This is a genomic window from Micromonospora sp. NBC_01739, assembly GCF_035920385.1.
In the GTDB taxonomy this organism is placed as follows: domain Bacteria; phylum Actinomycetota; class Actinomycetes; order Mycobacteriales; family Micromonosporaceae; genus Micromonospora.
In genome coordinates, this window is sequence record NZ_CP109151.1 from 587446 (window position 1) to 604686 (window position 17241).

12 protein-coding genes are annotated in these 17241 nt (G+C 70.5%); 6 read left to right on the forward strand and 6 right to left on the reverse strand.

What is annotated here, in order from left to right; all coding sequences use genetic code 11:
• Nucleotides 1-5: 5 nt before the first annotated feature.
• Entirely contained in the window at nt 6-659 is a 654-nt protein-coding gene (locus tag OIE53_RS02680; protein WP_327024963.1) for an MBL fold metallo-hydrolase, read from the reverse strand.
• A 6-nt stretch (nt 660-665) separates the two neighbouring features.
• Entirely contained in the window at nt 666-1382 is a 717-nt protein-coding gene (locus OIE53_RS02685; protein WP_327024964.1) for a maleylpyruvate isomerase family mycothiol-dependent enzyme, read from the reverse strand.
• 167 nt (nt 1383-1549) lie between these two features.
• On the opposite strand from OIE53_RS02685, the gene rsgA reads away from it, so the two are divergent.
• The 3 genes from rsgA to OIE53_RS02700 all read left to right on the forward strand — a co-directional run bounded on the left by rsgA (nt 1550) and on the right by OIE53_RS02700 (nt 6569).
• Nucleotides 1550-2563 (forward strand): ribosome small subunit-dependent GTPase A, encoded by a 1014-nt coding sequence (gene rsgA / locus OIE53_RS02690; RefSeq protein ID WP_327024965.1) that lies wholly within the window; start codon nt 1550-1552, stop codon nt 2561-2563.
• A gap of 377 nt (nt 2564-2940) precedes the next feature.
• On the forward strand, nt 2941-5973 hold the full coding sequence (uvrA, locus tag OIE53_RS02695; protein WP_327024966.1) for an excinuclease ABC subunit UvrA: 3033 nt from the start codon (nt 2941-2943) through the stop codon (nt 5971-5973).
• Nucleotides 5974-6092: 119 nt separating this feature from the next.
• Nucleotides 6093-6569: a Rieske (2Fe-2S) protein gene (locus OIE53_RS02700; protein ID WP_327024967.1), complete on the forward strand. Its 477-nt coding sequence runs from the start codon at nt 6093-6095 to the stop codon at nt 6567-6569.
• Nucleotides 6570-6669: 100 nt separating this feature from the next.
• On the opposite strand, the gene OIE53_RS02705 is transcribed toward OIE53_RS02700, so the two are convergent.
• Nucleotides 6670-9933 carry a penicillin acylase family protein gene (locus tag OIE53_RS02705; protein ID WP_327024968.1) on the reverse strand — a complete coding sequence of 1088 codons (3264 nt, stop codon included), beginning with the start codon at nt 9931-9933 and terminating at the stop codon, nt 6670-6672.
• 192 nt (nt 9934-10125) lie between these two features.
• Between OIE53_RS02705 and uvrC the strand changes: the two genes are divergently transcribed.
• Complete coding sequence (gene uvrC / locus OIE53_RS02710; RefSeq protein ID WP_327024969.1) at nt 10126-12171, forward strand: excinuclease ABC subunit UvrC; 2046 nt, start codon at nt 10126-10128, stop codon at nt 12169-12171.
• Nucleotides 12172-12188: 17 nt separating this feature from the next.
• Here uvrC and recQ read toward each other — a convergent pair whose 3' ends face one another.
• Nucleotides 12189-14081 (reverse strand): DNA helicase RecQ, encoded by a 1893-nt coding sequence (recQ, locus tag OIE53_RS02715; protein ID WP_327024970.1) that lies wholly within the window; start codon nt 14079-14081, stop codon nt 12189-12191.
• A 34-nt stretch (nt 14082-14115) separates the two neighbouring features.
• A complete protein-coding gene (locus OIE53_RS02720) occupies nt 14116-14610 on the reverse strand; it encodes a GyrI-like domain-containing protein (RefSeq protein WP_327024971.1) in 495 nt (164 codons plus the stop codon).
• Nucleotides 14611-14790: 180 nt separating this feature from the next.
• Between OIE53_RS02720 and OIE53_RS02725 the strand changes: the two genes are divergently transcribed.
• On the forward strand, nt 14791-15603 hold the full coding sequence (locus tag OIE53_RS02725) for a phytanoyl-CoA dioxygenase family protein (protein ID WP_327024973.1): 813 nt from the start codon (nt 14791-14793) through the stop codon (nt 15601-15603).
• A 54-nt stretch (nt 15604-15657) separates the two neighbouring features.
• Nucleotides 15658-16476: a TrmH family RNA methyltransferase gene (locus OIE53_RS02730; protein ID WP_327027042.1), complete on the forward strand. Its 819-nt coding sequence runs from the start codon at nt 15658-15660 to the stop codon at nt 16474-16476.
• A 51-nt stretch (nt 16477-16527) separates the two neighbouring features.
• On the opposite strand, the gene OIE53_RS02735 is transcribed toward OIE53_RS02730, so the two are convergent.
• Nucleotides 16528-17172: a hypothetical protein gene (locus OIE53_RS02735; protein ID WP_327024974.1), complete on the reverse strand. Its 645-nt coding sequence runs from the start codon at nt 17170-17172 to the stop codon at nt 16528-16530.
• Nucleotides 17173-17241 lie beyond the last annotated feature (69 nt).

A 17241-nucleotide genomic window follows, 5' to 3' on the forward strand; every position in this document is an offset into this window, starting at 1 on the left:
CCGGGTCACCAGCCCCGGGCCCGCCATTCACCCAGCTGGGGGCGCTCCGCACCCAGGGTGGAGTCCCGCCCGTGGCCCGGGTAGAACCAGGTCTCGTCCGGGAGCCGGTCGAACAGCTTGTGCTCCACATCGTCGATGAGGGCGGCGAAGCGCTCCGGATCCTGGTCGGTGTTGCCCACGCCACCCGGGAAGAGACTGTCCCCGGTGAAAAGGTGAGGGACGCCGGCCGGGTCGCGGTAGAGCAGCGCCACCGAACCCGGGGTGTGCCCCTTGATGTGGATGACCTCCAGGGCACAGTCGCCGACCGGTACGGTGTCGCCCTCGGCCAGGGTCTGCGCCTCGATCGGCAGCCCGGCCGCGTCGTCGGCGTGCACCAGCGCGCGGGCACCGGTCTTGGCGACGACCTCCTCCAGCCCCACCCAGTGGTCCATGTGCTGGTGGGTGGTGACCACCGCGGTCAGCCCGGCGTCACCGATCAGTTCCAGCAGCCGGGGTGCCTCGTTGGCCGCGTCGATCAGCACCTGCTCGCCGGTGTCACGGCAGCGCAGCAGGTACGCGTTGTTGTCCATCGGCCCGACCGACACCTTGGTGATGGTCAGCCGGTCGAGTTCGCGTACCGCTGGTGGGCCGCCGGGGGTGACTGCTCCGTCGTAGGTCATCTCTGGCTAGATCCATTCCGGTGGGTCGGGTAGCTGACCATCGGGGGTGACGGTCAGGGTGGTACCTGGGCTGCGGCCGGTCAACCACGCGGCGACCTCGACCGTCGGACCGGAGACGACCGGCGCCTGGGCCCGGTCACCGATGACGAGTTCGTGACTGCCGCCGTCGAAGTGCAGCACCAGCGGCGGCACCCGATCGCGCTCGCCGAGATCGGTGACCACCTCGTGCAGCAGCCGGTGCGCGAAGCTCGGTGACCAGTCCTGTGGGCGGTAACCGGCGGCCAGGTCGACATGGTGGACCTCCAGTTCCCGCAGCCGACGCCAGACCAGCACGGCGGCCGGCAGGGGACCACGCCGGGTCTGCACGGTGGCCGACCAGGCCGGCACCGGCATCGCGGCGACCGCCTCGGCGTACCGGTCGGCGCTGCGGCGCAGGTCGTCCAGGTGCTCCTGGGGCGAGCGGAAGGCCCCGGCCTCGATGCCGGCGGCCCGGGCCTCATCACTGGGGTACATCGGGACCAGGTCGCCGGTGCGGGCCGAGGTGAGGGCGTTGACCAGGGCGTCGGCGTTGCGGGACAGGTGGGCCAGCAGGTGCCCGCGGGTCCACCCCGGCAGCAGGCAGTCCTGCGCCAGATCGGTGGCGTCGAAGCGTGCCGCCGTGCGCAGCAGGCGGGTCGTGGCGTCGTCCACATCACCGCTCAACAGCAGGGGGTCCCGGGTCACGGTTCGACCCTAGCCCGCCGTGCCGGTCGAGTCGCCGGGGAATTCGCTACCGGCTCGGCGCCACCCCTCCTACCGTGAGGAGGTTCGCGGCGCCGGAGCGGAGGAGGTGGTGGTCATGCCGGTCACCGCACCCCTGTATCACCCGCAGCGACCCTGAACGAGGAGACGTGAACATCACCCTTACCGCCCTGGGTTGGGACACCGACCGAGCGGCGTACCTGAGTCGTATCCACACCCCGTACCGTCCCGGCCGGGTGGCCCGGGTCGACCGGGGATTCTGCACCGTACTCACCGAGCAGGGGCCGACCCGCGCCTCCTGCTCCGGTGCCGTCCTGGCCGCCGCCGTCGGCGACCCCACCCGACTGCCCGGGGTGGGCGACTGGGTGCTGCTGGGCACCTGGCCCGACGCGCGGGTGACCGTGGAGGGGGTGCTGCCCCGGCGTACCGCCCTGATCCGGCGCACCGCCGGCAAGGACGCCAGCGGTCAACTGCTGGCCGCCAACCTGGACATCGCCGCCGTGGTGGAGCCGGTGCACCCCACGCCGAACGCCGCCCGCATCGAGCGGCTGCTCTCCCTGGTGCACGAGTCGGGCGCCCGGCCCCTGGTCGTACTCACCAAGACCGACCTGGCCGCCGACCCGGCGGCGGTGGCCGATCAGTTGGCGGCCCTGGCCCCCGGGGTGCCGGTGCTGCCGGTCAGCGCCGAGACGGGCAGCGGCCTGGCACGGTTGCGCGCCGAGGTGGCCCCGGGTGCGACCCTGGGCCTGCTGGGGCCCTCCGGCTCCGGCAAGTCGAGCCTGGTCAACGCGCTGGTCGGGGCTGTGGTCATGCCGATCCAGTCGATCCGTGGGGTGGACGGCAAGGGCCGGCACACCACCACCTGGCGGGCCCTGGTGCCGCTGCCGGGTGGCGGCACCGTGCTGGACACCCCCGGGGTGCGGGCGGTCGGTCTGCTCGACGGCGCCGCCGGCCTGGATCGGGCCTTCAGCGACATCGCCGACCTCGCCACCGGCTGCCGGTACGGCGACTGCGGCCACGACGCCGAGCCCGGGTGCGCCGTGCAGGCCGCCCTGGCCAGCGGCGACCTCTCCACCCGCCGCTGGCAGAACTGGCGCCGCCTGCACCGCGAGATGACCCACGAAACCCACCGCCGCACCACCCGCCCCCGCCGCCCCCACTGACCCACCCCACCCTCGCCCCTCCCACCCCTCCGTGCCTCCCACCCCTCCGTGCCTCTCGCCTCTCGCCCGCACGCCCCGCGCCCTCTAGCCCCGTCGACCTTGCACTTTTGGTCGCCTTAATGCGGCTTATAGGCAGTTATGCCCCGACGGAAAGTGCAAGATCGACGGGCTGGAGGGCGGGGCGGAGGCGGGGCTGAGGGTGCGGGGGGTGGGGAGTGGGGGGTGGGGAGTGGGGGGTGGGGTTGTGTGGCGGGGGGTGGTTGTCGTAGGGCGGGTCTACAGTTGCCGGGGCGCCTTCTCCGCGCCGGCACAACCGCTGGGACCACCCTGAAGCGGACAGATCCTCCTCGTCATCCTCACCCGGGAGCACATCGACCGTGGCCGACCGTCTGATCATTCGTGGCGCACGCGAGCACAACCTGCGTGACGTCAGCCTCGACCTCCCTCGGGACGCCCTGATCGTGTTCACCGGGCTGTCCGGGTCGGGCAAGTCGAGCCTGGCCTTCGACACGATCTTCGCAGAAGGGCAGCGCCGGTACGTCGAGTCGCTGTCGTCGTATGCCCGGCAGTTCCTCGGCCAGATGGACAAACCGGATGTCGACTTCATCGAGGGACTGAGCCCGGCGGTGTCGATCGACCAGAAGTCGACCTCGCGCAACCCCCGCTCCACGGTCGGCACCATCACCGAGGTCTACGACTACCTGCGGTTGCTGTTCGCCCGGATCGGGGAGCCGCACTGTCCGGTCTGCGGTGAGCGGATCTCCAAGCAGAGCCCGCAGCAGATCGTCGACCGGGTCCTGGCGATGGCCGAGGGCACCCGGTTCATGGTGCTGGCTCCGGTGGTACGCGGACGCAAGGGCGAGTATGTCGACCTGTTCGGCGAACTCCAGGCCAAGGGGTACGCGCGGGCCCGGGTCGACGGGGTGGTGCACCAGCTCACCGACCCGCCGAAGCTGAAGAAGCAGGAGAAGCACACCATCGAGGTGGTGATCGACCGGCTCAGCGTCAAGCCCAGCGCCAAGCAGCGGCTGACCGACTCCGTCGAGGCGGCGCTGGGGCTCTCCGGCGGTCTGGTCCTGCTCGACTTCGTCGACGTGCCCGAGGACGACCCGGAGCGGGAACGACGCTACTCCGAGCACCTGGCCTGCCCCAACGACCACCCCCTGGCGATCGAGGACCTGGAGCCCCGGGTCTTCTCCTTCAACGCCCCGTACGGTGCCTGCCCGGAGTGCACCGGCCTGGGCACCAAGAAGGAGGTCGACCCGGAGCTGCTCATCCCCGACCCGGAACGCACCCTGCGGGAGGGGGCGATCCAGCCCTGGGCCACCGGGCACAACCTGGAATACTTCCTGCGCCTGCTGGAGGCCCTCGGCGAGACCGAGCACTTCGACATCGACACCCCCTGGCGGGCGTTGCCGTCGCGGGCGCAGAAGACCATCCTGCACGGCTCCGGCGACCAGGTGCATGTGCGCTACCGCAACAAGTACGGCCGGGAGCGCTCGTACTACACCGGCTTCGAGGGGGTGGTGCAGTGGATCGAGCGCCGGCACTCCGACACCGAGAGCGAGTGGTCCCGGGAGAAGTACGAGGGCTACATGCGCGACGTGCCGTGTGCCGCCTGTGGCGGGGCCCGGCTCAAGCCCGAGGTGCTCGCCGTCACCCTGGCCGGGCGCAGCATCGCCGAGGTGTGCAACCTGTCCGTGGGTGAGTGTGCCGACCTGCTGGCCGGCATCGAGTTGACCGACCGGCAGAAGTTGATCGCCGAGCGGGTGCTCAAGGAGATCAACGCCCGGTTGCGGTTCCTGCTCGACGTCGGTCTGGACTACCTCTCCCTGGACCGTCCCGCCGGCACCCTGTCCGGTGGTGAGGCGCAGCGCATCCGGCTGGCCACCCAGATCGGTTCCGGGCTGGTCGGTGTGCTGTACGTGCTGGACGAGCCCTCCATCGGTCTGCACCAGCGCGACAACCACCGGCTGATCGAGACCCTGGTCCGGCTGCGCGGGCTGGGCAACACCCTGATCGTGGTGGAGCACGACGAGGACACCATCCGTACCGCCGACTGGATCGTCGACATCGGGCCGGGCGCGGGGGAGCACGGTGGGCGGATCGTGCACAGCGGCTCGGTGCCGGCCCTGCTGGAGAACTCGGAGTCGATCACCGGGGCCTACCTGTCCGGTCGGCGGGAGATTCCGACCCCGAAGGGTCGGCGGCCGCAGACCCCGGGCCGGGAGCTGGTGGTGCACGGTGCCCGGGAGCACAACCTGCGCAACCTGACGGTCAGCTTCCCGCTGGGCCAGCTGATCGCGGTGACCGGGGTCAGCGGCTCCGGCAAGTCGACCCTGGTCAACGACATCCTGTACGCCGTACTGGCCAACCAGATCAACGGCGCCCGGCTGGTGCCCGGCCGCCACACCCGGGTCTCCGGGCTGGAGAACGTGGACAAGGTCGTCGGCGTCGACCAGTCCCCGATCGGGCGTACCCCCCGGTCCAACCCGGCCACCTACACCGGGGTCTGGGATCACGTCCGCAAGCTGTTCGCCGAGACCACCGAGGCCAAGGTGCGGGGGTACGGGCCGGGCCGGTTCTCCTTCAACGTCAAGGGTGGCCGCTGTGAGGCCTGCTCCGGCGACGGCACCATCAAGATCGAGATGAACTTCCTGCCGGACGTGTACGTGCCGTGCGAGGTCTGCAAGGGGGCCCGGTACAACCGGGAGACCCTGGAGGTGCACTACAAGGGCAAGACCGTCTCGGACGTACTGGAGATGCCGATCGAGGAGGCGGCGGAGTTCTTCTCCGCCATCCCGGCCATCCACCGGCACCTCAAGACCCTGGTCGACGTGGGCCTGGGCTACGTCCGGCTGGGCCAGCCCGCGCCGACCCTGTCCGGGGGTGAGGCGCAGCGGGTCAAGCTCGCCTCCGAGTTGCAGAAGCGCTCCACCGGACGGACGGTGTACGTGCTCGACGAGCCGACCACCGGCCTGCACTTCGAGGACATCCGCAAGCTGCTGATGGTGCTGGAGGGGCTGGTCGACAAGGGCAACACGGTGATCACCATCGAGCACAACCTGGATGTGATCAAGAGCGCCGACTGGCTGATCGACATGGGTCCCGAGGGGGGTCACCGGGGCGGCACCGTGCTGGCCACCGGCACCCCGGAGGAGGTCGCCGAGGTCACCGAGAGCCACACCGGGCAGTTCCTGCGTACCGTGCTCAAGCTCGACGGCACGGCCCAGGGCGCGGCGGCGGCCACCGCCCGCGCGGCCAAGGCCAACGGCACCAAGACCACCGGGACCAAGTCGACCGGCACCAAGACCACCGGCACCAAGACCACCGGGACCAAGACGACCGGGACCAAGGCGGCGGCCGGGACCAAGGCGCGGGCCGGACGAAAGAGCGTCGCGGCCGGCTGACCGGATGCTCCGCGTAGACACCGCCGGGTGGTCGATCGGGTGAACCGCCAGGCAGAGTGGTGCGGGTTGAGAAAACCTGAGCACGAATCATGCACGGTGGTAGCCGAGGAGGGTGCGGGATGACTGACGACCAGGTGGCGGCCAGGCCGGTACGGACACGGCGGGCCCTGCTGGCCGGTGCGGGTGCGGCCGGCGCGGCGGCGATGCTGGCCGCCTGCGGCGGCGGGGACGACGAGGGCGCGACCACCACCAGCCCGGGTCCGCAGGTGACGAACACCGGCGATGCGGGCGGGGGTGGCCGGCAGGACAGCCAGTCCCTGGCCCGGACCAGCGACATCCCGGTCGGTGGGGGTGCGATCCTGTCCGCCCCGGGGATCGTGATCACCCAGCCCTCGCCGGGGGAGTTCCGTGGTTTCGACCCCAAGTGCCCCCACCAGGGGTGCAACGTGACGACGGTCGAGGGCGGCACGATCAACTGTGTCTGCCACAACAGCCGGTTCTCGATCGAGGACGGCTCGGTCAAGTCCGGTCCCGCCCAGGCCCCGCTGGCCGCCAAGGAGGTCAAGGTCTCCGGCGACCAGATCTCCCTGGCCTGAAACGCCGGCCGGTGGGCCGTCGACGAGACGACCCACCGGCTTCAGGGTGCGGATCCAGCGCGGCCGTGGCCGGGGTTGTCCCCGGCCACGCCGGTAGCGCTCAGTGGGCGTACATGGACAGCTCCCACAGGGAGAAGCCGTAGGAGGTGGCCCGGGTCAGGCCGGTCATCCGGACGTAGCGGGCCTGCTGGGGGGTGAAGGCCACCACATCGGTGCCGCCGTCGCCCGCAGTGGTCGACCAGACCGACCGCCAGGTGTTGCCGTCGGCGGAGACCTCGACCCGGTACGACCGGGCGTACGCCGCCTCCCAGGCCAGCACCACCCGGCCGACCTGCCGCACGCTGCCCAGGTCCACCCGGATCCACTGGTTGTCCGACCAGGAACTGGCCCAGCGGGTACCCAGGTTCCCGTCCACGGCGCGGGCGGCACCGTTGCCGAGTTGGCTGCTGGAGGCGCTGACCGGCCGCCCGGCGGCCAGGTTGGTCAGGTCGTCGCCGCGGCGGGCCGGGAAGGAGACCACCTGCTGGTAGGTGGGTCGGTTCTGCCAGGCGATGGTGGCGTGCTTGATGCCGCCCAGCGGGGACTGGATGATCGCGTCCGCGCACCACTGGTCCCCGGCGGCGCAACTGGCGTCACCCGGGTAGGTGGTGGTGGCCGGGGTGGCCGCCGCCGTGCGCAGGGTGTCCAGCAGAACCTGCCGGCAGGAACCCAGGTTGCCGTTGCCGCAGAAGGTACGCCCCAGACCACCGGCGACCGGGTCACCCAGGACCGTCCGCAGGTCCTTGTCGACGTAGCCCCACCAGCCGTACTGGAAGGCCGAGCCCTTGTGGGTCTGTGCCCCGTTGGCCGAGGAGGACAGGTTCGACACGTCACCCTGTTGCAGGCCGGAGGGTGACTCGTTGATCGGCAGGGTGTTGATCAGGGACTGGTAGAGGTCCGGGCCGAGCTGGTCCCGGAACATCCCCCGGACCAGCAGGGGCCACCAGGCGTCGAAGGTGCGGATCGCCTCGGCGTGCTGGTACACCTTGCTGCCCTTGGCGGTCTCCACCCGCAGCGCCCCGGCCTGCCGCCACGCCTTCAGCCGGCTGATCTCGGCCGCCAGGGCGGTGTCGGTGACCGGCTGACTCTCCAGCACCCGGATCAGCTCGTCGAGCACCTCCGCACCGCGCAGGTCGGTCAGCCCGGCCCGCTGCACCAACTCGGTGAGGGAGCCCCGGTCGAACTTGCGGCCGGCCGCGATGGCCGCCTTCACCGGCTTGTCCAGCAGGTCACCCCGGTGCACGGCACCGAAGCTGAAGTTGCCGTCGGCCGCCCCGAAGTCCTTGGCCTGCTTGTTGTTCCAACTGATGTAGTAGTCCTGGTCGATCGACTGGGGGTGGGCCGAGCGCGGGGCGTACCGGGCGGTGCGGGTGTCCGGGTCGAAGTCCTGCCACTCGTAGGCCCGCTCGGCCTTCATCGGCAGGTTCGGGTTACTGCCGACGGCCCGCACCGGGTTGAGCCCGGAGTTGAAGTACGCCGACTGGGTGGAGTTGACGTAGAACCAGTTGAAGGCGTACTCGACGTTGTGGGCCGACTCGATGAACGCCGAGGCGGTGCCCATCTGGGTCGGGTCGTTGAACATCTGGAACCCGATCGCCGAGTCGGCCTCCCGCCCGTAGGTGGAACGCAGCTGGGTGAAGGCGTGCGGGACCCCGCCGACGGTGCCGCGCCAGGCCACCAGGCCCAGCTTGGTCCGCCAGGCCACCAGCTTGTACGACCCGGCCGGGGTGCTGTCGGCCACGGTGGGGCTCCACCGGTTGACGTGGGACAGCTCCTCCATCGCCAGACACTGGCCCCGGAACAGGTAGTGGGTGCCGGCCAGGGTGGGCGTACCGCCGCCGGGCACGCAGAGCGGCACCGCGTACGTGTCGGTGATGTCGTGGATGGCGGAGGTGGCGCTCCAGGCGTAGTCCTGACCCCGGCCGAGCAGCACGTACAGGTTCAGCCCGGCGAAGGCGGCCCCCCGGGCACTGATGCCGGGGCCCTGCAACTCCTGGACCATCAGCAGTTGCGGGGAGAAGTAGCCGGTCTGCGGCCCGAACACCGCGATCGGGTGGCCGGTGGCGGAGTGCTCGGCGGAGATCACGGCCGCGTTGGACATGCCCCGGTTGGCCGGGGTGATGGTAAGCCCGGACAGCGCGGCGGCCAGTTCGGAGGAGCTGTTGGTGCCGGCGGTGGTGGCGGAGCCGGTGGGGTCGGTGACGACCGGCTCGACCCGGGCGGAGCCCGCGTCGGGCAGCACCACGCTGGGGGCGTCGGGGGAGGCGGCGCCGTACGGGAAGCTCTGACCGTCGTGCAGGGTCAGCACGGTCTCGGGATCGTTCTGGCCCCGGAAGCCGTTCCACACCCGGTCGCCCTCGACCGGGCCGTACTTGGCGCGGGCGGCGATGCGGACCAGGGCGGACTGCATCTCGTTGCCGCCTCCGCCGCCGAACAGGCCGCCGACCACCCCGGCGATGGCGATCAGGTCGGTCATGGTGAACGGCTTCGGTCCACCGGCGTTGGTGATCGCATCCATATGACCGGTCAGCACGTACTCGCCGGGGCAGTTGCGGCCGGACATGCAGGTGCCGATGTAGGCGTTGATGCCGGCGATGTACTCCTGCACGTCGGTGTAGAGCTGCTCGCCGCGGGCCCCACCCTTGCGGCGCAGCGCCTCGACCTGGGCGGCCAGGTCGGCCTCGGTGTAGGGGGAGGTACGCCAGACGCTCTGTTCCAGGGCGCGGTTGCCGGGGGCGCCACCGGCGAAGGAGGTCAGGGTGCCCCGGCCGACGTGGCGGAGCAGGTCCATGGTGAACAGCCGGTCCTCGGCTCCGGCGTACCCGGCGCCGTACATGGTGCCGGCCCGGGTGGTGCCGGTGATGTGTGGTACCCCGGTGGCCTTGTCCCGCACGATGCGGACGTCCGAGCGGGGGGAGTAGTCGCGTTCGACCTGGTTGGGGGCGACCCCGAAGGTGGCGTCGTGGAAGAACTCGCCGATCTTGTCCTCGCGCAGTCCGGCGTAGCCGTAGACCAGGTTGGCGTACTTGTCGAGTTGGTCGGCGGAATGCCGGGGCAGGGTGCCGAAGGCCTGGTTGCCGAGGATCTCGACCAGGGTGGCGTTGCCGTTCTGGCCCGGCGGCAGGATCTCGGAGCATTCGCCGAGGCAGTAGTCGTTGCCGGCGAAGGCGCTGGCGACATTCACCGCGAGGGTGCTGGTCGCCGGCGCGGCGGTGGTGGGGGCGGTGGCGGTGGCGCTGGTCGGGACGGCGACCAGCAGGGCGGCGACGGCGATGGCGCCGGTCGCCCCGGCGAACAGCCGGCGGGTGGCGGTGTGACCAGTCATGGCGATCCTCTGTGGACGGGGGCCATCGGACGGGATCATTACGTGAAGAACATTCGGCTACTGGATGGTAGGACGGGCCGGTCAATATTGGAAGACGTCAATCGGGAGGGTCGTCGTATCGGGCCCGCTCGGGCAGGAAGGCGTCGACCAGGGACGATTCGGGCTGTCGGGGGCGGCGACTAGGCTCGAAGGGTGGCTGATCCGTCGACCTACCGCCCCGCCCCCGGCACCATCCCGGAGTCCCCGGGGGTCTACCGGTTCCGTGACGGCACCGGTCGGGTGATCTACGTCGGCAAGGCGAAGAATCTGCGCAGCCGCCTCAACTCCTACTTCGCCGACCTGCTGGGGCTGCACGAGCGGACCCGACAGATGGTCACCACGGCCGAATCGGTCGACTGGGTCACGGTCGGCACGGAGGTCGAGGCCCTCCAGCTCGAATACACCTGGATCAAGCAGTACGACCCGAGGTTCAACGTCCGCTATCGCGACGACAAGTCCTACCCCTACCTGGCGGTCACCCTCGACGAGGAATATCCGAGGTTGCAGGTGATGCGCGGGGCCAAACGCAAGGGGGTGCGCTACTTCGGGCCGTACTCCCATGCCTGGGCGATCCGCGAGACCCTGGACCTGCTGCTGCGGGTCTTCCCGGCGCGGACCTGCTCCGCCGGGGTGTTCAAGCGGGCCGGTCAGGTCGGCCGACCCTGCCTGCTCGGCTACATCGGCAAGTGCTCCGCCCCCTGCGTCGGAAGCGTCAGCGCCGAGCAGCACCGCGAGATCGTCGAGGGGTTCTGCGACTTCATGGCCGGGCGCACGGACACCATGGTGCGCCGGCTGGAACGCGAGATGGCCCAGGCCAGCGCGGAGCTGGAGTTCGAGCGGGCGGCACGGCTGCGCGACGACGTCGCCGCCCTGCGCCGGGCGATGGAGAAGCAGACCGTGGTGCTCGGCGACGGTACGGACGCCGACGTGGTCGCCTTCGCCGACGACCCCCTGGAGGCCGCCGTGCAGGTCTTCCATGTGCGGGGCGGTCGGGTGCGGGGCCAGCGCGGCTGGGTGGTGGAGAAGACCGAGGACCTCACCACGGGTGACCTGGTGCACCACTTCTGCACCCAGGTCTACGGCGGTGAGCACGGCGAGGCCGATGTGCCGCGCGAGCTGCTGGTGCCGGAGCTGCCGGCCGACGCCGAGGCCCTGACCGACTGGCTGTCCACCCACCGGGGCAGCCGGGTCAGTCTGCGGGTGCCCCAGCGTGGTGACAAGCGTGCCCTGCTGGAGACGGTGGAGCGCAACGCCAAGGACGCCCTGGCCCGGCACAAGCTCAAGCGGGCCGGTGACCTGACCACCCGCAGCAAGGCCCTGGACGAGATCAGCGAGGCGCTCGGGATGCGGACGGCACCCCTGCGCATCGAGTGCTTCGACATCTCCCAGATCCAGGGCAGCGACGTGGTGGCCAGCATGGTCGTCTTCGAGGACGGCCTACCCCGCAAGAGCGAGTACCGCCGCTTCATCATCCGAGGGGCCACGGACGACCTGTCCGCGATGTCCGAGGTGCTGCGCCGCCGCTTCGCCCGCTACCTGGACGTGCGCGCCGAGACCGGCGAGATCGGTGAGGAGACCGCCGCCGACCCGGACCGCCCCGGAGTCGACCCGACCACCGGCCGCCCGCGCAAGTTCGCCTACCCCCCGCAACTGGTGGTGGTCGACGGCGGGGCTCCCCAGGTGGCCGCCGCCGCCCAGGCCCTGGCCGAGCTGGGCATCGACGATGTGGCCCTGTGCGGCCTGGCCAAGCGGCTGGAGGAGGTGTGGCTGCCCGACGACGACTTCCCGGTCATCCTGCCGCGCACCTCCGAGGGGCTCTACCTGCTGCAACGGGTACGCGACGAGGCGCACCGCTTCGCCATCACCTTCCACCGGCAACGCCGCTCCAAGCGGATGACCGCCTCCGCCCTGGACAACATCCCCGGCCTGGGCGAAGTCCGCCGCAAAGCCCTCCTGCACCACTTCGGCTCCCTGAAACGCCTGGCAACGGCCACCGTCGAGGAGATCACCCAAGTCCCCGGCATAGGCCCCCGCACCGCCCAGACCATCCTCACCACCCTCAACCCACCCCCACCCCCTACCGAGGCCCCCGCCGAGGCCCCCGCCGAGGCCCCCGCCGAGGCCCCCGCCGAGGCCCCCGCCGAGGCCCCCGTTGATCATGAGGTTAGCGGCAGTGATGGAGATCAACTCCGCCGCTAACCTCATGATCAACGATGTCAGGGTTCGGTGAGGACGGTGAGGATCTGGTCGCCGTATTTGGCCAGTTTGGTTTCGCCTACGCCGTTGATCTGGGACAAGGCGGCCAGGGTGGTGGGGAGGGTGGCGGCGATCTGGCGCAGGGTGGCGTCGTGGAAGATGACGTAGGCGGGGACGCCCTGTTCCTTGGCGGTGGCGGCTCGCCAGGCGCGGAGGCGTTCGAAGGTGTCGGTCGCCTCCGGCGGCAACTCGGCTACTACGGTGGCTGCGCCTCTTGGTTTGGGGGTGCGGGCGGGGCGGGGGGCTTCGCGGCGCAGCATGACCGTACGGCGTCGGCCCAGCACCTCGGCGCTGGCCTCGGTTAGGGCCAGGGTGCCGTAGTCCCCTTCGACGGTCAGCAGGCCCTCGGCCAGCAGTTGGCGCACAACCCCCCGCCATTCCGCCTCGCTGAGGTCGTCACCGATGCCGAAGACGGTGAGCGAGTCGTGCCGGTACTGAGTGATCTTGTCGGTGTTGCGGCCCAGCAGGATGTCGATGCAGTGCCCGGCCCCGAAACGCTGGTTGCGTTCCCGGTCCAGCCGGAAGACCGTGGAGAGCAGCTTCTGCGCGGCGACCGTGCCGTCCCACGACTCCGGCGGCTCCAGGCAGGTGTCACAGTTGCCGCAGTCGCCGGTGGCCGACTCGCCGAAGTACTCCAGCAACTGCACCCGACGGCAGCGGACGGTCTCGCAGAGCGCCAGCATCGCGTCGAGATGGACGGCGAGGTTACGCCGATGCGCCAGGTCACCCTCGGAGGTGTCGATCATCTTGCGCTGCTGCACGACGTCCTGGAGCCCGTACGCCAGCCAGGCCGTCGACGGCAGGCCGTCCCGCCCGGCCCGGCCGGTCTCCTGGTAGTAGCCCTCGACCGACTTGGGCAGGTCGAGGTGGGCGACGAACCGGACGTCCGGCTTGTCGATGCCCATCCCGAAGGCGATGGTCGCCACCATCACCACCCCGTCGGCGCGCAGGAACCGCTGCTGGTTCGCCGCGCGGGTCCGCGCGTCCAGACCGGCGTGGTACGGCAGGGCGTCGATGCCGTTGGCGACCAGGAACTCCGCCGTCTTCTCCACCAAGGCGCGGGACAGGCAGTAGACGATGCCGGCGTCCCCGGGATGCTCGTCGCGCAGCAGGGCCAGCAGTTGCTTACGCGGCTCCCGCTTCGGCACGATCCGGTACTGGATGTTGGGCCGGTCGAAACTGGCCACGAAGTGCCGGGCCTCGGTCAGGTTGAGCCGGGTGGCGATCTCGGACCGGGTGGCGCTGGTCGCGGTGGCCGTCAACGCGATGCGGGGCACCCCCGGCCAGCGTTCGTGCAGCATCGACAGGTTCAGGTAGTCCGGCCGGAAGTCGTGCCCCCACTGCGACACGCAGTGCGCCTCGTCGATGGCGAACAGGCTGATCCGGGCCCGGTCCAGCAGGCTCAGGGTGGCCCGGCTGGCCAACGCCTCCGGGGCCAGGTAGAGCAGGTCGATCTCCCCGGCCACGAACTCCGCCTCGACCAGCCGGCGGGTGTCCAGATCGAGGGTGGAGTTGAGGAAACCGGCCTTCACCCCGACCGCGGTCAACGCGTCCACCTGGTCCTGCATCAAGGCGATCAGCGGCGAGATCACCACCGCCACCCCGTCGCGGACCAGGGCCGGGATCTGGTAGCACAGCGACTTGCCGCCCCCGGTCGGCATCAGCACCAGGGCGTCCCCGCCGGCCACCACGTGGTCGATGACCTCGCGCTGGAAACCCCGGAAGGCGTCGTACCCGAAGACCCGCCGCAGCACCTCCAGCGCCGCTGTCACCTTTTCACCGGCGGGCGCGTCGCCGCTGGTCACCTCAGCGATGCTCAAGTCACTGGTGCTCATGTCGGCGGGAGAGGCCATCCGAGGATTCTATGAGCAGCTGCTCGCCGGGCCGCTACGCCGGTTCGATGGGCAGCCAGAGCTCGCAGGTCGCGGTGCTGAAATCGTTCGCCGGATCGGGCACCGCGACGATCTCCGGGCCAGGCCGCAGCCGCCACGGATTGAAGGGAAACCATTCGGCTGCGGCCGTGGTCCAGGCATTCTGAAGGGTCTGCGGATGCGGCCCCGCCGTCCGGATGACCACCCAAGTGCCGGCCGGGACCTCGATGATGTCGAGGCCGCCCGGGATCGGCGTGCTCGGGGACACGGCGACCCCATGCAGGTAGGTCAGCTCGCTGCCCTCGCCGTAGTCGGCGTCAAGGTCGTCGCTGACCGCGAGCAGGCCGCTCGGCTCAGCGTCGCCGAGTGCCTTCAAACGCAGGTGCTCCTCGGCCGGCAGCGCGGCGATGTGCTGCTGGATGTACGGGTTGATGCCTCGGTGGATCAGCGGAACGCGAGCAGCGTGCCCCACGAGCCGGAACGCGGGATGGTCGACGATGCGAGTATCCATGTGTTCGCTTCCTTCGACAGGTAGGCGGAACCTGAGCTGGGGGTGATCGACGGCGTACCGGTCGCGGCTGATCGTCGTTCCTCCGATCCGATCGTGCGGCAGCGCTGCTGCGACACACCCGATAGAAGCCGCGCGGGAAGTGTCGGGTGAGCGGGATCGATGTCGCCGCATGGTGGGGCCATGGATGACACAACATTGGTGTCCCGCTTTCTTCGCGAGGGCTTCGTCAAGTTGGCCGGTGCCGTCGCGCCGCGGGTGGCTGCGGACTGCGCGCGGCTGCTGTGGCGAGAGACGGGCTGCGACCCGGACGACCCAGCGACATGGAGACAGCCCGTGCACTGGGTGGAGGGCATGGCGCAGGGGCCGTTCGCCGCCGCACCCAATTCCCCGTTCCTCCATCACGCGTACGACCTGCTGGTCGGCGCGGGACGCTGGGAGCCGCGCTACTCCCTGGGCACGTTCCCGCTGCGCTTCCCGCACGAAGAGGAGCCGAACGACGCGGGCTGGCACATCGAGGGCAGCTATCTGCCGGAGGGCGAGAGTTGGTACTTCACGAATGTGCGTTCCCGTGGCCGGGCGCTGCTGATGCTGTTCCTGTTCAGCGAGGTCGGTGAGGAGGACGCCCCGACCCGGATCCGGGTTGGCTCACACCTCGACGTGCCGAGGGTGCTGGAGAAGTACGGGGAGAACGGGGCGAGCGGGCTGGAACTTGCGCCCGACCTGGTGGCGGAGTCCAGCCACCGGCCACTCGCCCTCGCCACCGGGTCCCCGGGCGACGTCTTTCTGTGCCATCCGTTCCTGGTGCACGCGGCGCAACCGCACCACGGGACACGGCCGCGCTTCATGGCCCAGCCGCCGCTGATGCCGGCCGCGCCGTACGAATTGGAGCGGGCCGACGGTGCCTACTCACCCGTGGAGATCGCGATCCGTCGGGGTCTTGGACAGGACACCCCCGATCTGGACGGGGTAGGCATCGACGACAATGCCGGGTAGGCGTGCCAGGCGTGGCATGGGTGATGTACGACGGAGGCGGGGACAAGGGTGGTTCTGCGGGTGAGTGGTCGCAACGCGCGCTTCCAGCAGTGGGAGGCTCTCCTGCATAATCGGACCAAGCGGCAACGTCGCGGCGAATTCCTCGTGCAGGGCGTGCGTCCGATTGCCATGGCCGTCGAACACGGTTGGCAGATCCGAGAGCTGCTGTACAACACAAGCGTTGCGCTGTCCGGCTGGGCACGCGACCTGCTGGAAACGGTCCGGGCCGAGAAGATCGCCGTCTCCCGTGAACTGATGCACGAGCTGGGAGGTAAGGCGGACGACGTACCAGAGTTGCTGGCCGTGGTCGCGCTGCCGGAGGACGACCTGTGCCGAATCCCGACCGGACCGACCATGCTCACGGTCGTGTTCGATCGGCCGACCAGCCCCGGCAACATCGGGACCCTCGTCCGGTCCGCAGACGCCTTCGGCGTCTCCGGCGTCATCATCACGGGCCACGCCGCCGACGTGTACGACCCGAAGGCAGTCCGGGCGAGCACCGGCTCGCTGTTCGCTCTGCCAGTGGTTCGAGTGCCCGCCCGTCAGGCCGTGCTGTCCTGGGGCGTCGACGTCCGTGCGGGCGGCATCGGCATGAGCGTCGTGGGAACCGATGAGCTGGGCGCGCTGGATGTCGCCGATTACGACTTCAGGCAACCAACGCTGATCGTGATCGGCAATGAGACCACCGGTCTCAGCTCCGGCTGGCGTGAGGCCTGCGACCAGGTTGTCCGGATCCCGATGTCCGGGGCAGCCAGCTCCCTGAACGCGGCGACCGCCGCGACCGTCGTGCTGTACGAATCGGCACGGCAGCGGACTGCTGCCGCCCGACGGTAGCGCACTGGTCGCCGCGAATCGCCTCAAGGCTCTCCACTGCTGCTGACCGGCTCAGGAAGGCACGGGGACGGGTTTGGCCCAGCGGGGGGTGCCGGTGGGGTCTACGTAGCAGAGGGCTACCAGCAGGTCGGCGGGGTCGGTGAGGGGGGCGGCGCCGGCCCCCATCCGGAACAGGGCCACCAGGTCGCCCTCGGCGACCGCCCGGGTGCTGACCGCGCCGAGGTTGTCCGGGGTACGCAGTGAGTCGCTCGACTCCGGACGGGAGACGGCACCGGCCAGGAAGTCGTACCGTCCGGCGAGGGTCTCGTACGAACCGGCCCAGTTGAACCCGGTGCTGCCGGTGGCGTCCCAGCCACCGGTCGGAGGCACCACCCGGGGTGGATCCAGCCGGTTGTCCAGCAGGATCACCTGATAGGTGCCGGGCTGGCCCGGGCCGGACCACCGCAACCGCAGCAGCACGGACTGATTCTCGGGGTCACCGACCGGGGCGGAGCCGTCGCGCCAGCCGTACACGGCGGCCAGGTCGGCCACCTGGTCCGGCTGCGGCAACATCGCCTCGACGGTGACGGTGACCGCCTCGGGGCTGGCGTTGTGCTCACGTTGGCGTTCCCGCGCATGGTCGATCGTGGCCAGTGCGGCGACGGTGACCGAGACCAGGGCCACCACCCAGCGCAGTCGCGCTCCGTGTCTGCCCATGGCCGGAGGATAACGCCGTAGCCGGCCGGGCGCCGTCAGTCAGCCGACACAGCGGCCGACCGGCGGGTC

Excerpts from the sequence above, each read along its gene's own strand:
- OIE53_RS02680 (WP_327024963.1), bottom strand. The coding sequence starts at position 659 with ATGACCTACGACGGAGCAGTCACCCCCGGCGGCCCACCAGCGGTACGC.
- OIE53_RS02725 (WP_327024973.1), top strand. The coding sequence starts at position 14,791 with ATGGATGACACAACATTGGTGTCCCGCTTTCTTCGCGAGGGCTTCGTC.
- OIE53_RS02700 (WP_327024967.1), top strand. The coding sequence starts at position 6,093 with ATGACTGACGACCAGGTGGCGGCCAGGCCGGTACGGACACGGCGGGCC.
- OIE53_RS02705 (WP_327024968.1), bottom strand. The coding sequence starts at position 9,933 with ATGACTGGTCACACCGCCACCCGCCGGCTGTTCGCCGGGGCGACCGGC.
- OIE53_RS02720 (WP_327024971.1), bottom strand. The coding sequence starts at position 14,610 with ATGGATACTCGCATCGTCGACCATCCCGCGTTCCGGCTCGTGGGGCAC.
- OIE53_RS02735 (WP_327024974.1), bottom strand. The coding sequence starts at position 17,172 with ATGGGCAGACACGGAGCGCGACTGCGCTGGGTGGTGGCCCTGGTCTCG.
- recQ (WP_327024970.1), bottom strand. The coding sequence starts at position 14,081 with ATGGCCTCTCCCGCCGACATGAGCACCAGTGACTTGAGCATCGCTGAG.